Origin of the sequence: Nonomuraea sp. NPDC049625 (assembly GCF_040675285.1) — a bacterium.
Lineage (GTDB): Bacteria > Actinomycetota > Actinomycetes > Streptosporangiales > Streptosporangiaceae > Nonomuraea > Nonomuraea angiospora_A.
Map to the genome: position 1 here is coordinate 178,344 of NZ_JBFAOQ010000005.1, position 12,824 is coordinate 191,167.

The following is a 12,824-nucleotide window of genomic DNA, read 5'->3' on the forward strand; positions in this document are numbered from 1 at the left end:
CAGGCCACCCACCGGGAAATCTCAGGTCGGAACGTCCATGCGTTGCGTGCCGACGACCGCCAGCAGGCGTAGCGCCTGTTCGGACGGCGAGCCGGGGACGGCGGTGTAGATCACGACCCGCTGGTCCCGGTCGGTGATGTCGAGAACGTCGCAGTTGACGGTGACCGGGCCGACCAGCGGATGCTGGAAGGTCTTCGTCATCATCGGTGCGCCGGCCACGTCGTGGGAGTCCCACAGACGGGCGAACTCCTCGCTTCCCTCGTGAAGCTCACGCACCAGCTCGGCCACCTCGGGGTCGTCAGGGTAGCGGGCGGCGGTGGCGCGCAGGTGGCTGGCCGAAGAGCGGGCGAACTCATCCGCATCCGACACCCCGTACAACCGCCGTCCCTGAGGGTGCGGGCCGAGGAAGACGCGGCGGACCAGATTGCGGTCGCGCCGCGACAGGGCGGAGAAGTCTTCCATGAGCGCGGCCGCCAGGTCGTTCCAGGCGATGATCTCGTACATCGCGGACGTCACGATCGCGGCGGCCTGCGGCAGCCGCCGCAGCAGGTCGAGGATGCTCTGGCGCACCTCGCGCGAGGGCCCCGGCGCGGGGGCGGGCGGTGCGCCGGCGAGGCGGTGGAGGTGGTCGCGTTCGGCATCGGACAGGCGGAGGGCCCGGGCCAGCCCGGCCAGCACCTCCTGCGACGGGCGCGGACCGCGGGCCTGCTCCAGCCGGGTGTAGTACTCGGTCGAGATGAAGGCCAGCTGCGCCGCCTCCTCGCGGCGCAACCCGGGCGTACGGCGGCGCGGCCCGGCAGGCAGCCCCACGTCAGCGGGGATGATCCGCTCGCGCCTGCTGCGCAGGAAGGCCGCCAGTTCCTGTCTGTCCATACTCCCAGCTTGCACGAATGTGCGCAGTCCTGGCATGTACCGGTTGTACCTGGATAAGCCCGGCGCACTGGCGCAGGCTGACTGTCATGCACAACGCCAACGAAACGTCCATGGGGCTGCTGGCAGGCAAGGTCGCCTTCATCACCGGCGCCGGGCGCGGCATCGGCGCCGCCGCGGCCCGGCTGTTCGCCCGGGAGGGCGCCCGGGTGCTGCTCGCGGCCCGTACGGAGGAACAGCTGAAAGCGGTGACCGAGGAGGTACGGGCGGCGGGCGGCACCGCCGATTACGTGGTGTGCGACCTCGCCGACGCCGCCAGCGTGCGCGCCGCCGTCGATCGCGTCGTGGACCTGTACGGCCGGCTCGACGTCGCCTTCAACAACGGCGCGACCATCACGCCGCCCGGCCCGATCGACCAGGTGAACGAGGCCGACTTCGACCTCCTCTACGCCGTGAACCTCAGGGGCCCGTGGCTGGCCATGACCGCCGAGATCGCCGCCATCCGCGCCACCGCAGGCACGGGAGCCATCGTCAACAACTCCAGCATCGGCAGCCTGATGGGCAACCCCGAACTGCCCGCCTACGGGGCGATGAAGCGGGCCGTCAACAGCCTCACGGAGTCGGCCGCCATCACCTACGGCCCCGAAGGAATCCGCGTCAACGCCATCGCCCCCGGCAACACGCTGACCGAGATGATCCGTACATGGGAGGAGCACTCCCCCGGTCTCGTCGAGCGGCTCAAGGCCCGGACCCCGCTGCGCCGCGCGGCCGATCCCGACGAGATCGCCCAGGCCGCCGCCTGGCTGCTCAGCGACCGCGCCTCCTTCGTGACCGGCACCGTCCTCAGGGTGGACGGCGGCGCACGCGCCTGACCTGGTGCGGCTCAACCACGGCATGTATCGCCGGCTGTGCGTCTGAACGCCTCGAACAGCTCTTCGTCGTCAGGATGAAGGCCTGGCCCGAGGTCAGCAAGGAGCGCTTCGAGCCGCCTGACCACGGCTTACGACTCAGGCCAGGGCCGAGATCTCGATCCGCGTGTGGTCGGTGGGGGCCACCAGGCAGGCGAGCACGGCGTTCCCCCGCTCCAGGCGCTCCCCCATGGACGAGGTGAGCCGGGCCGCGCGCTCGATCTCGTAAGGCTCGCCGGCCTGCGGGGTCACGCGGAGCCGCAACATCCAGATGTAGCGTCCGTTGAGCTTGTTGGACGTCTCCTCGGCCCCCAGGACCGTCGCGTTGCACGGCAGCGCCGCCGCGCGCTCCTCCGGCGTGAAGGTCCGCAGCGAGGCGGATTCCAGGCTCGCGAACGACAGGAAGCCCATCGTGAGCACGCCCGCGGCCAGGAAGAGGCACGCCGCGCTGACATACGCCCCGGCCCGGGTGTGCGGCTTCCGCCTCAACACGAGGAACAGCACCACGCCCACGATCAGTGCGATGACGGCGAATGCTCCGAAGACGATCGATGCCATCTTTCTTCCTCATGCTGATGGCCGGAGCCTGGTGGGCCCGGCCTTGTCCGTTGCGATGCCGGTAGTTGATCAGGCGTCGCTTGCATGGCGGCTGCAGGCCGCCTGATCGCGTGGTGGTGCCGGACAGGTCCGGGGGCCGGCCACGGCCCGCGGCTGATCAGGCGCTGGCCGCGGCCCGCCAGCGTCGCAGGATGTCCTCGTCGTCACGGTCACCGTGCCAGGAGGCTTCCTCGTCGATCGCGTGCGGCAGCCAGTCGTGGTAGTCCGGGGCGTCGGGCGTGATGTCCCTGGTGCCGTCGATGCGGGTGCCGTCGGGGAGCACGGTGGAGGTCGGGACGCGAAGGACGCCGCCGGCCAGCATGATCGCGGTCATGTGTTTCATCCCCTCCGTCCCGTCTGCCACGGTTCTCTGCCCAGCATAGCGGCCCGGTGCGCCATCGGCAGGGGTGCCGCTCAGCGGATCCCGTACCGTCCCGCGAACCAGGCATAAGCCTGCCGGGCCGCGTCTTCATCCCCGAACAGCTCGATGAGCCGCCGGGCCCGCCGGACCAGCACGCAGGCGAAGGCTTCGGCGTACAGCTCGGTGACCGCCGCCCGGTAAGGCGGGGCGAGGCGTCCGGCGCTCGCGGCGTGCAGGGCCGTCCAGAACGGGGTCTGGGACGGCATGCCATCCATGTCGTCGGCCGCGTGCCCCAGCTCATGGCCCGCCACGCTCGCCGACGGCGACGGCACGCTGCCCACCCCGATCATGCGCCGCCTCGGGTCGTAAACGCCGGCGCTGCGCTCCCACCCGCCCTGCTGAACGGGCAGCGGGATGCCCCGCAAATGCTCGAAGCCCGGTAAGTCCGGCACGGCCCCGGGTCCCACGACGATCCCGCCGCCCAGATGAGCGGCCAGCCGGGTGCCCAAGGCGCGCGGCACCGCGGACAACGTCATGATCGCCAGCAGGGTTTCGGCAGGAGGGAACGTACCCGGACCCCATGCCCTGTGGACGCGATCTTCGAGCGCGCCGACATGAAGCCAGCCCGGCCGTCCTCTGCTCTGGCTGGCCACCCACGTCCTCTGGTCGTCGCTCCGGCAACTGCCGACGTGCTTGGCGCATGAGATGGCAGGCGCGACAACACAGTCGTTGATCGCGAACTTTAGCGTCCGGCGGGGCGCGCCGCACACCCACCCGGCACGGCCATCACCACGGAGGTGGGTTGTCGAATCCGGGCAGGCCGTTCGACATAAGGGTGTAAGCCAGTAACAAGCACCTGGAAGGACAGCCACCATGGCTCAGTACGCGATCCTCATCCACACGAAGGCCGAGGTCATTCCCGGAGCTCGGGAGGCCCACGAGCGCCACTTCGAGGACCTGGTGAACTCCGGCGCGCTGGTCGCGGCATTCGCGCTGCAGCCCGCCGACACAGCCACCTCGATCCGCGGCGACGTGGTGACGGACGGCCCGTTCGTCGACGCCAAGGAGGTCATCGCCGGGTTCGCCATCATCGAGGCGCCCGACCTGGATGCCGCTCTGAAGATCGCTCGGGCCAACCCCGCCACCCAGCAGGGCGGCGGTGTCGAGGTGCGGCCCGTCGAAGGCGGCTTCATCGCGGATCGGCCCGCCACGGCATGACGCCCCCGGCGGACGTCGAATCGGCGGTCGCGGACGCGTACCGTCGCGGATGGGCCCTGGTGCTCGCCGCGACGGCGGGCGTCGCGCGCGACCTGGACCTGGCCGAGGAGTGCGTGCAGGAGGCGTACGCCGCGGCTCTGGCGAGCTGGGCCCGCGACGGGATCCCGGACACGCCGCAGGCGTGGCTCACCACCGCGGCCAAGCGCCGCGCGATGGACGCGGTGCGGCGCCGGCAGACGTTCCGCTCGAAACTTCCGCTGCTGGTGGAGCCCGAAGAGGCGGAGGACGAGCCGGCCACCGTCGAGCCGGAGGACGTGGTGCCGGACGAGCGGTTGCGGCTGATCTTCATGTGCTGCCACCCCGCGTTGGCGCAGGAGGCGCAGCTGGCACTCACGCTGCGGCTGGTGTGCGGGGTGACGACCGCCGATGTCGCCCGGGCGCTTCTGGTGTCGGAGCCGACGATGGCCGCCCGGATGACCCGGGCGAAGAAGAAGATCTCGGCCGCGCGGATCCCCTTCCGGCTGCCGGAACGCGCTGAGCTGCCGGATCGGCTGCGCGCGGTGCTCGGCGTGATCCATCTGCTGTTCACCGCCGGGCACACCGCGCCGTCCGGCGCATCGCTGGTGCGTACGGACCTGGTGGACCAGTCGATACGGCTGGCCAGGACGCTGCGGGAGCTGATGCCCGACGAGCGGGAGGTGCGGGGGCTGCTCGCGCTGCTGCTGGTCACCGATGCCCGGCGCGCCACCCGGGTCGATGCCGAGGGGCGCTTGCTGCGTCTGGAGGACCAGGATCGATCGCTCTGGGACCGTTCGGCGATGTCCGAGGCGCACGGCCTGATCGTGGACGGGCTGCGCGGCGGGCGACCGGGCCGCTATGTCCTGCAGGCCGCGATCGCCTCCCTCTACGCCGAGGCGCCGTCGTACGACCGGACGGACTGGCCGCAGATCGTGACCCTGTACGACGAGCTGCTGTCGGTGTGGCCGTCGCCGGTGGTGGCGTTGAACCGCACGGTGGCGGTGTCGATGGTCTCCGGGCCGGCGCGGGCGCTGGAAGAGGTCGCGGAGCTGGAGAAGGACGGCCGGCTCGCGAGATACCAGTACCTACCGGCGATCAAGGCGGACCTGCTGCATCGGCTGGGCCGCCGGGAGGAGGCCTCGATCGCCTACCGCCAGGCGCTGGAGTTGACCGGAAACGAGGCCGAGCGCGAGTTCCTGGCCGAGCGCCTCGCCGGGCCGCATCGGGCATAGGTACGGGGCTCCCGCCCGCCGGTCCTCGTCGGGGGCTGCCTCATCCGTCCTGGAGAGATACCCCGGAACTCAGGGCCCATGGTGGGCAGCGAGACTTTCGATGGTGTGGAGCTCCTGGTCGATTTTCGCGAGGGCGGCGCGGCGGTGGTCCGACCCGTTTTGGCCGGGCTCCGGGGTCTGCCCGCGCTGGTGTTCGAGATGTGCCAGCAGGGTCTCGCTGCCCAGGCGGCGGGCGGCGAAGGCGATGACGACTGTGGCGGACTGCATCAGGCACCAGCCCGGCCGGAGCCTGGCGTCCATCGCGTCCTCGCGGCCGGCGCTGTCCTGCACCAGCAGTCGCAGGAACTCGCCGCGCTGCTCGATGACGCGCACGTGGGCGACGCCGGGCTCGTAGCGGGGGGTGGCGTGTTCCAGGTCCGCGACGACCTGCCACACAGCCTCGAAGGGGGCGGCGATGCGGCGCTGCCCGACAACGGCGCCGGGCAAGGCGGCCGCGAGAATGGCCAGGCGGTCGATCGGGTCGATATCGGGGTGCGCCACAGGATCGTTCACGATTCCCACACCTCCCGGAACGCGGCCCTGGCCCGATGCAGCCGGGATTTCACGGTTCCTATCGGGATCCCCAACGTGTCGGCGATCTCTTGTTCGCTGAGGCCTTCTTGCGTACGCAACATCAGCACGGCGCGCTGGGAGACAGGCAGGCGCGCCAGGGCGTCATCGATGTCCACCAGCCCTTCCTGAGAGGAGACGTGGCCGGCCATGAGCGTTTCCTCCGCGGCGACCTCCAGGTCATGCCGGTGGGCGAGCCGGATCGCCGTCCGGACCGTGACCGACCGGACCCAGGTCATGATCGCTTCAGGGGCGCGCAGCGACGGCAGGCCCCGGAAGACCGCCAGCAGGGCCTCCTGCGTGGCATCGTCGGCCGCCGCAGGGGCGATCCGAGCGCACAATCGGCGGACGTACGGGGCCAGCTCGTCGAGAAGCCGGTCCAACGCGAGCGCGTCCCCCTGCTGAGCGGCGGCGACGTTCTCGGGGTCCACGCCAGGAAGATTACAAGAACATCAGCCGGAACCTTTCACGAGTTCCCCGCCACTTTCCAGCCAGGAGGACATCACGCAGAAGGGGCTATCTCGTGAAACCAGATCTGCACATCGTCGGCGCCGGCCTGACCGGGCTCACCGCCGCCATCGAGGCGGCCGAACGCGGCTGGCGGGTGACCGTCGCCGAGGCAAATCCCCGGCCGGGTGGGCGAGCACGCACGCTGGCGGCTCCTTACCGGGCCAATCTCGGTACCCACGCGATCTACGTGGACGGGCCATGGTGGGCGTGGCTGGAGGGCCGCGGTCTCACCCCGCCCATCGTGGAGGCGCCGCGCCATGCCACCCTCGTCCGGGCCGGAGGCCGGCTCGGACCGTGGCCGGCCGAACTCGGCCAGGTCATCGCCGCGCTACCCACCGAGGCGCCCGCCGAAGAATCGTTGCGCGCATGGCTGCTCCGGCACGTCGACGCCAGGACGGCTGAGGCCATCGTCGGAGTGGTCTTCATCTTCACCTTCGACCACGACCCCGGGCGGCTTTCGGCCGCGTTCGCCCACCAGCGCCTGCGCCGGGCGATGGCCGGCGGCGTCCGGTACGTGACCGGCGGGTGGTCCACCCTGGTCGACCTTCTGGCCGAGCGGGCAGCCGGCCTCGGCGCGCAGATAAGCACCCGGACACGGGTGCCTGCCCTGCCCGCGGGCCCGACGATCCTGGCCACCAGCCTGGCCACGGCGCGCCAATTGACCGGCGACCGATCGCTCACCTGGCCCGGCGCCCGCGTGACGACGGTCGACCTGGGCCTGCGGGTCGACAGCGGCCCAGACTGGTTCCGGGTGATGGACCTCGATGCCCGGATCTACGCCGCCCGCTACAGCCTCGCCGACCCCACCCTGGCCCCGCCCGGACACGAACTCGTCCAGATCTCCGCCGCCTGCGCCCCAGGCGAGCGGAAAGCCGACGCCGAACGCCGCGTTCACCATCTTCTCGACGAGTCCTGGCCCGGCTGGCGCGCGGCGCTGCAGTGGTACCGCAGCGCCCTGCGCACGGACTGCACCGGAGCCATCGATCTGCCCGGGACGACCTGGCACGACCGCCCGGCCGTCGGCCGCGGTGACTCCCTCGCCGTGGCCACAGACCAGTCAGCCGCGCCGGGACTGCTGGCCGAGGTCGGAATCAGCGCTGCGCAACTCGCCCTCCAGCAGCTCGGCGAAACCCCCATGCTCGCTGAGGCCCACATGCGGGTCTGATTCTCGCCACGATCAAGGTCGGTCCCGGTGAACATGCTCGGCTGGGACCAGACGGCACTCGGAGGCTGATCATGTCGGTCAGCACCCGGAGGTCGTCGTGTGCGGCTCCTGGTCGTTATCCGGGTTGCTCAAGCGAACCTGCTCTGGTCAACCGCATGGCGGCTTTTGAGCCGCGTCAGGCGAGTAGGCTGACCGCGCTTACCCGCGACGATCAAGGAGCCGCTCATGACGACCGACCCGACGATGACCCGGATCGGCCAGGGGGTGGAGTTGCATCACCACCAAGGTCAGCGTGAAGCTGCTCGCGACCTGTTCGCGCAGATCTGGGATGACATCGGCGGCGAGCAAGGCGATCCGCTGCATGTTTGCGTTCTTGCCCACTCGATGGCCGACGTGCAGGACGACGTGCATGAGGAGCTGAGGTGGGATCTGCGAGCGCTTGCCGCCGCCGATCTGGTCACCGATGAGCGGGTGGCCGAAGCCGGGGTGCCGCTTTCGGTGGCCGGCTTGTATCCGTCGTTGCACCTGAACCTGAGTGAGTGCTATCGCAAGCTGGGCGATCTCGATCGCGCCCGTGAGCACCTCCAGCAGGCGCGGGACGGGATCGGCGTGCTTGGCGACGACGACTACGGGCGGCTCATCAGGGGTGGCCTGGAGCAGGTGGCCGGGCAGTTGGGTGAGACCATCTGACGTCCTCGGACCAGGACCTCCAGGGTCTCCAGCACGGTGATCCCCGGCGGACCCAGATCCTTGAGCCATGCTCATCGGAGCAGTCTCAGCACGCCTTAACGGCGCACCTTGAACCTCAGGTGCAGCACCCCTTCGCCCTGGATGACCACGTGGGGATCCTCCAGCAGATGCTGCCCATCGATGCTGCCGAAGTAGCGTTTGCCCGACCCGAACACCACCGGCGCCACGTCCATCGCCACCTCGTCCACGAGGCCGGCCGCCAGGATCTGGCTGCCCACGTCGCCGGCGTTCACAGCGACGGTTCGCTCCCCGGCGAGCTCCTGGGCCTTGTCGATCGCAGCCGTCACGCCATCGACGAAATGGTACGAAGCCTCGGGGTGCCAGCCCTCAGGCTTGGGCCGGTGGGACACCACGACCACGTGGTCACCCGCGGGCGGCCGACCCTCCCAGCCGTTCACCAGGTCGAACAGGTGGCGGCCCATCACGATCGTGCCGATCGTCTCCCACGTCGACCGGACGTACTCCGCCGATGCACGTGAGACCTTGATGCCGCTTCCGACTCCGGAATGGTCGTACTGCTGGTCGCCGCCTTCGGTGATCGGGATTTCGCCGTTGAAGTACCAATCGTGGAGTGGCCCGACGTCGTCGTTCTTGTCGGCGATGAAGCCGTCCACCGACACCACGTTGTGCATGATTACTGTGCCCACAGGTTCTCCTGGAATCTCCTTGCGCGTTCGCCCCCGATCCTTCCGCCCTCAGGGCGAGTGGGCTTGTAAAAAATCAATCGGCGGGCATCGGCCCGCTGTCCGGCGGAAATCCCCGCTCGGCGGGGAACCGGCGCCGCAGGTCCAGGTATTCCGTCGGGGTATGGCCGGTGAAGTCCTTGAACTCCCTGCTGAAGTGGGCCTGGTCGAAGTAGCCCGCCGTGTGGGCGAGCTGCGACCAGTCGACCGGCCGCAGAGCGTCCACGGACACGATCAGCCGCGCGAACCGGTAGATCCGCGCCACCCGCTTCGGGGTGACCCCGACATGAGACTTGAACTGCGTGGCCAGGTGATTGCCACTCACCCCGGCGGCATCGGCCAGCGCACCCACCGGCACCACGCCGTAGGAGGTCTCCAAACACCAGCCCGTGTGCTGGACCAGGTCGAGACCGCGCGACGGCGCCTCGGCAAGCCGCGATCGCAGCTCCTCCTCCAGCACCCGCAGCGCCTCGGCGGCCGACGTGAGGTCGCCGACCTGATTGCGGATCCGATCCATGGACCGTTGCCAGACGGCGTCGACCGGCACCCATCGGTCCCGCAGTTCGGTCGCCGGCATGTCGGCGAACGGCGAGATCCCCCAAGGCTTGAAGTGCACCCCGACGAGCCGCACCGGTGTGGGGTACTCGAAGAGGAAACGCCTGGTCCATACCCCCATGAACCACCCATCGGTGAACACTGCCGGCGGCACCGAGGGATCGGAATCCCACAGGCGGACGGGTCCGCCCAGGTTGATGAACAGGTGGGCGGACGGCATCGGCGGGACGTTCATCCGGCGGTGGCGCGGCACTCCGGTGAGGCAGTAGATGTCGTCGATGAACCGGTCGAGCGGCGGCGCGGGCACCCGGACGACGTATTCCATGGAGTCAGTGTGACCGACGAGGGTGCCCGCTCAGCCTCACCCCGGCCCGCTTTGAAGTGATCTACACCACTCACGACTGTTGTGTGCACTTTTTCCACAGAGCACCGGAAAGCGCCCTCGTACGGATCTCCGACGAGGCCGGGCAGCTTGATTCCAAGCGGTGCCAGCCCGGCATGTTCTGCATCTTCGCCGACCCGGACTTCAAGGGCGACGTCCTCGGGACGTTCGGCGATGTCGCCAACGTCGGCGTCGCCAGCCGGCGCATCGGCGGCTTCAACGCCCCAACAGCAACCCCGTGGCCTTCGCCCTGAAGATCCGCCCCAACGAGTTCAGCCCCAACGTCGGCTTCTTCGCCGACGATCTGACCACCGCCTACGGCACCTGCTAGAGAGCCGGTCATGTAGCCGTCCGATATCGCATGAGGCGAGCGGCTCGGGTCACGCCAAAGCCCTCACCACATGGCTCCGGGTCCGGCTTCCGGCATTCTCGGCTCGACCCGCGCAGGACTGGTTGACCAGAAGAGGAACCCTTTGCTGACTCTTGCTTTGAGGGGCCCATAAACCGGTTGCGCGCCCGCCTGGGCATGCCGCCAGAATTGGCGCGTGACTGCGCCCGCCGACCTGGAGTTCCTGGTCCGGTTGCTTGAAGCGTGGGGGTTTCCCCCGGACACGACGATCATCCGAGCCGAGCAGGGGACCAACAACCAGACGTTCGTGCTCCGCCAAGGGGACCTCCGATACGTGCTCCGGGTCAGCCAGACCCTGTCCGCGGCGCGGGTCGGCGCCGAGCACCGGATCCTGCGGTGGGTACGGCAGGCCGGACTTCCCTTCCAGGTGCCTGAGCCGGTCGCCGCGCCCAGCGGGGACACCGTGATCGAGACCGCGGCGGGACCCGCCACCGTCTGCCGGTGGATCCCCGGCGTGCGGCCCGACCTCACGGGCCGGACGGCACTCGAGCGCTTCGGCCGGGCGGCCGGGCTGCTCGGCGAGACATTGCTGGGCGTACCGCCAGAAGACGGGCTGGGAGACTGGCGCGGCAATCCTCTGGCGCACCCCGCCGTGCCGCACGTCGGCGCCCTTTGCCGTCAGCTGCGCGCCGCCGGGATCAGCGCGGAGCGGGCCGCCCACCTCGAGGCCGTGGCACGCCGCGTCGAGCAGGAGTGGCCTGTGGGCGGCGGCACACTGCCGACCCAGGTCATCCACGGTGACCTGGCGGCCTCGAACGCCCTGGTCGACGAGGACACCGGGGAGGTGAGCGGGCTGCTTGACTTCGAGTTCGCCGGGCTCGGCTTCCTGGTCCAGGAGGTGATGGCGGCGCTGTTCAACAGCGGGGCCCTGGAGACGCGCGACTGGCAGCTCCGCACGACGGCCTTCCTCCGGGGGTACGCCTCGGTCCGCCCGCTGGACGTCGCCGAGGCCGACGCCCTGCCCCAGCTGCTCCTCGCCCGGGCGGTCGGCAGCGCCCTGTGGCGGGCGGGCCGCTGGCTGAACGGGAGGGCGCAACTCGACGAGGTCGCCGACCGAATCCGCAAGCTGGAGGACACGACCCGCTGGCTCGACGCCAACGGTGGAAAGCTCCGGTCACTCGCGGCCTCCGGCGGGCACGGGTGACTCGGAAACGGCCAGCGCCGCGTCGCGCGCCTGCGGGCCGCGCGGGTCGCATGTCGGTCGCGTCAGGTGCTCTCGGTCGGATCGGAGACCTGCCCGCCGCTCTCCTCGTGCGAGGCCTTGCCCTGTGAGGCCGGCACCACGATCTCCTCGTTGTCCTTGTTACGAGCCACCCAGAGATAGACCAGCGCGCCGACGAACAGCACGATCGAGGTCCACTGGTTGATCCGCAGCCCAAGGAGCGTCACCGCGTGGTCCACCCCGCCGACCGGGTCGATCCGCAGCCCTTCGATCCAGAACCGCCCGAACGTGTAGCCGGCGACGTAGACGGCGAACAGGCGGCCGTGGTGCAGCGTGAACCGTCTGCCGGCCAGGATCAGTCCGAAACCGAGCGCCGCGTCCCACAGCGACTCGTACAGGAAGGTCGGGTGGTAGAGCACGCCTGGCTCGCCGCCGTGCGCCTGGTCGATCTCCAGGCCCCACGGCAACGTGGTCGGACTACCGTACAGCTCCTGGTTGAACCAGTTGCCCCAGCGGGCGATCGCCTGCCCGAACGCGATGCCGGGCGCGACCGTGTCGGCCACGGCTGCCAGCGACAGCCCCCGGCGGCGGCAGGCCAGCCACATGCCCACGCCTCCCAGGGCGACCGCGCCCCAGATGCTGAGCCCGCCTTCCCAAATGAACAGCGCCTGGTACGGCTCCTTGATCGCGCGCGGGCCGAAGTAGGTCTGCCAGTCGGTGATGACGTGGTAGAGGCGAGCCCCGATCAGGCCGAAGATCACTCCGGGGACCGCCAGGTCGCCGATCGTGCCCTTCTCGCCGCCGCGGGCGCGCCAACGGCGCTCGCTCAGCCAGATGCCGAAGCCGATCGCGATGATGAAGCACAATGCGTAGGCCCGGATCGGGATGAATCCGAGATACCAGACCCCTTCGGAAGGGCTGGGAATCGAGGCGAGAGGCATGCCGGTGAGGCTAGCCAACACGAGGCCCCTTGACCGCCTTCGTAACCTGATCGCGAGCCATCTGCGATGTGACGCGGCGTAGCCGAACCGGTGCGGCATCCGCTGGCCGTGCGCTTGCTACTCCCCCGGCCTCCGCCCAGGCCCAAGGCGGGCTCGGGCGGCAGGTCACCGCCGCCTGGACCCTGATCGTCGAAGCCGCGGAGAAGACGGCCGCCGCCACTCACGCCCTGCAACTGCGCGAGGAGAAACGGCAGCGCACCAAGCAGGTGCCGGGAGCTGGACAAGACCAACCGCCGGACGGCCACAACGACCACCATCGGGCCCGGCGTTCCCACGCTCTGGCGGTCACACCCGACGGTATTGCGGCCTCCATAGCCGAAGGCGGCCCGGCCGTCGACATCACGACCGCACACAGCACAGTCCGGGATGATCGCCCTACCTGACAGCGGTTCTT

At 70.0% G+C, this 12,824-nt stretch carries 16 protein-coding genes; 7 read left to right on the forward strand and 9 right to left on the reverse strand.

Annotation, left to right across the window (positions count from 1 at the left end):
* Positions 1-21 precede the first annotated feature (21 nt).
* Positions 22-873: a helix-turn-helix transcriptional regulator gene (locus AB0J87_RS23335; protein WP_355212604.1), complete on the reverse strand. Its 852-nt coding sequence runs from the start codon at positions 871-873 to the stop codon at positions 22-24.
* 86 nt (positions 874-959) lie between these two features.
* Here AB0J87_RS23335 and AB0J87_RS23340 point away from each other — a divergent pair, with 86 nt between their 5' ends.
* The gene (locus AB0J87_RS23340) at positions 960-1,742 is read left to right on the forward strand and encodes a glucose 1-dehydrogenase (protein WP_363968196.1); all 783 of its coding nucleotides are present in this window, start codon (positions 960-962) and stop codon (positions 1,740-1,742) included.
* A gap of 135 nt (positions 1,743-1,877) precedes the next feature.
* On the opposite strand, the gene AB0J87_RS23345 is transcribed toward AB0J87_RS23340, so the two are convergent.
* The 3 genes from AB0J87_RS23345 to AB0J87_RS23355 form a co-directional block, all read right to left on the reverse strand.
* On the reverse strand, positions 1,878-2,336 hold the full coding sequence (locus AB0J87_RS23345) for a hypothetical protein (RefSeq protein WP_363968198.1): 459 nt from the start codon (positions 2,334-2,336) through the stop codon (positions 1,878-1,880).
* Between the two features lie 157 nt (positions 2,337-2,493).
* Entirely contained in the window at positions 2,494-2,709 is a 216-nt protein-coding gene (locus AB0J87_RS23350) for a hypothetical protein (RefSeq protein ID WP_350742394.1), read from the reverse strand.
* An 80-nt stretch (positions 2,710-2,789) separates the two neighbouring features.
* Positions 2,790-3,272 (reverse strand): hypothetical protein, encoded by a 483-nt coding sequence (locus tag AB0J87_RS23355; protein ID WP_363968200.1) that lies wholly within the window; start codon positions 3,270-3,272, stop codon positions 2,790-2,792.
* Between the two features lie 337 nt (positions 3,273-3,609).
* On the opposite strand from AB0J87_RS23355, the gene AB0J87_RS23360 reads away from it, so the two are divergent.
* Positions 3,610-3,954 carry a YciI family protein gene (locus tag AB0J87_RS23360; RefSeq protein WP_363968202.1) on the forward strand — a complete coding sequence of 115 codons (345 nt, stop codon included), beginning with the start codon at positions 3,610-3,612 and terminating at the stop codon, positions 3,952-3,954.
* A complete protein-coding gene (locus AB0J87_RS23365) occupies positions 3,951-5,204 on the forward strand; it encodes a sigma-70 family RNA polymerase sigma factor (protein WP_363968204.1) in 1,254 nt (417 codons plus the stop codon). Before AB0J87_RS23360 ends, AB0J87_RS23365 begins: the two co-directional genes overlap by 4 nt.
* 69 nt (positions 5,205-5,273) lie before the next feature.
* On the opposite strand, the gene AB0J87_RS23370 is transcribed toward AB0J87_RS23365, so the two are convergent.
* Together AB0J87_RS23370 and AB0J87_RS23375 are read right to left on the reverse strand one after the other, a co-directional pair.
* Entirely contained in the window at positions 5,274-5,756 is a 483-nt protein-coding gene (locus AB0J87_RS23370; RefSeq protein WP_363968206.1) for a hypothetical protein, read from the reverse strand.
* Complete coding sequence (locus AB0J87_RS23375; RefSeq protein ID WP_363968208.1) at positions 5,753-6,244, reverse strand: RNA polymerase sigma factor; 492 nt, start codon at positions 6,242-6,244, stop codon at positions 5,753-5,755. The genes AB0J87_RS23370 and AB0J87_RS23375 overlap by 4 nt, the downstream gene beginning before the upstream one ends.
* A 92-nt stretch (positions 6,245-6,336) precedes the next feature.
* On the opposite strand from AB0J87_RS23375, the gene AB0J87_RS23380 reads away from it, so the two are divergent.
* Both AB0J87_RS23380 and AB0J87_RS23385 read left to right on the forward strand, forming a co-directional pair.
* The gene (locus AB0J87_RS23380) at positions 6,337-7,488 is read left to right on the forward strand and encodes an FAD-dependent oxidoreductase (RefSeq protein WP_363968209.1); all 1,152 of its coding nucleotides are present in this window, start codon (positions 6,337-6,339) and stop codon (positions 7,486-7,488) included.
* A 225-nt stretch (positions 7,489-7,713) separates the two neighbouring features.
* Positions 7,714-8,178 carry a tetratricopeptide repeat protein gene (locus AB0J87_RS23385; RefSeq protein WP_363968211.1) on the forward strand — a complete coding sequence of 155 codons (465 nt, stop codon included), beginning with the start codon at positions 7,714-7,716 and terminating at the stop codon, positions 8,176-8,178.
* 95 nt (positions 8,179-8,273) lie between these two features.
* Here the strand turns inward: AB0J87_RS23385 and AB0J87_RS23390 are convergent, their stop codons facing one another.
* A complete protein-coding gene (locus AB0J87_RS23390; protein ID WP_363968213.1) occupies positions 8,274-8,885 on the reverse strand; it encodes a dihydrofolate reductase family protein in 612 nt (203 codons plus the stop codon).
* Between the two features lie 73 nt (positions 8,886-8,958).
* Positions 8,959-9,801: a helix-turn-helix domain-containing protein gene (locus tag AB0J87_RS23395; RefSeq protein WP_363968214.1), complete on the reverse strand. Its 843-nt coding sequence runs from the start codon at positions 9,799-9,801 to the stop codon at positions 8,959-8,961.
* A gap of 56 nt (positions 9,802-9,857) precedes the next feature.
* Here AB0J87_RS23395 and AB0J87_RS23400 point away from each other — a divergent pair, with 56 nt between their 5' ends.
* On the forward strand, positions 9,858-10,112 hold the full coding sequence (locus AB0J87_RS23400; protein ID WP_363968216.1) for a peptidase inhibitor family I36 protein: 255 nt from the start codon (positions 9,858-9,860) through the stop codon (positions 10,110-10,112).
* A gap of 291 nt (positions 10,113-10,403) precedes the next feature.
* Entirely contained in the window at positions 10,404-11,411 is a 1,008-nt protein-coding gene (locus AB0J87_RS23405; protein ID WP_363968218.1) for a phosphotransferase, read from the forward strand.
* A 62-nt stretch (positions 11,412-11,473) separates the two neighbouring features.
* Here AB0J87_RS23405 and lgt read toward each other — a convergent pair whose 3' ends face one another.
* Entirely contained in the window at positions 11,474-12,370 is an 897-nt protein-coding gene (gene lgt, locus AB0J87_RS23410) for a prolipoprotein diacylglyceryl transferase (protein ID WP_363968220.1), read from the reverse strand.
* Between the last annotated feature and the right edge of the window lie 454 nt (positions 12,371-12,824).

Coding starts and splice junctions, on each gene's coding strand:
- AB0J87_RS23335 (WP_355212604.1), bottom strand. CDS start 873: ATGGACAGACAGGAACTGGCGGCCTTCCTGCGCAGCAGGCGCGAGCGG.
- AB0J87_RS23340 (WP_363968196.1), top strand. CDS start 960: ATGCACAACGCCAACGAAACGTCCATGGGGCTGCTGGCAGGCAAGGTC.
- AB0J87_RS23345 (WP_363968198.1), bottom strand. CDS start 2,336: ATGGCATCGATCGTCTTCGGAGCATTCGCCGTCATCGCACTGATCGTG.
- AB0J87_RS23350 (WP_350742394.1), bottom strand. CDS start 2,709: ATGACCGCGATCATGCTGGCCGGCGGCGTCCTTCGCGTCCCGACCTCC.
- AB0J87_RS23355 (WP_363968200.1), bottom strand. CDS start 3,272: ATGACGTTGTCCGCGGTGCCGCGCGCCTTGGGCACCCGGCTGGCCGCT.
- AB0J87_RS23360 (WP_363968202.1), top strand. CDS start 3,610: ATGGCTCAGTACGCGATCCTCATCCACACGAAGGCCGAGGTCATTCCC.
- AB0J87_RS23365 (WP_363968204.1), top strand. CDS start 3,951: ATGACGCCCCCGGCGGACGTCGAATCGGCGGTCGCGGACGCGTACCGT.
- AB0J87_RS23385 (WP_363968211.1), top strand. CDS start 7,714: ATGACGACCGACCCGACGATGACCCGGATCGGCCAGGGGGTGGAGTTG.
- AB0J87_RS23395 (WP_363968214.1), bottom strand. CDS start 9,801: ATGGAATACGTCGTCCGGGTGCCCGCGCCGCCGCTCGACCGGTTCATC.
- lgt (WP_363968220.1), bottom strand. CDS start 12,370: ATGCCTCTCGCCTCGATTCCCAGCCCTTCCGAAGGGGTCTGGTATCTC.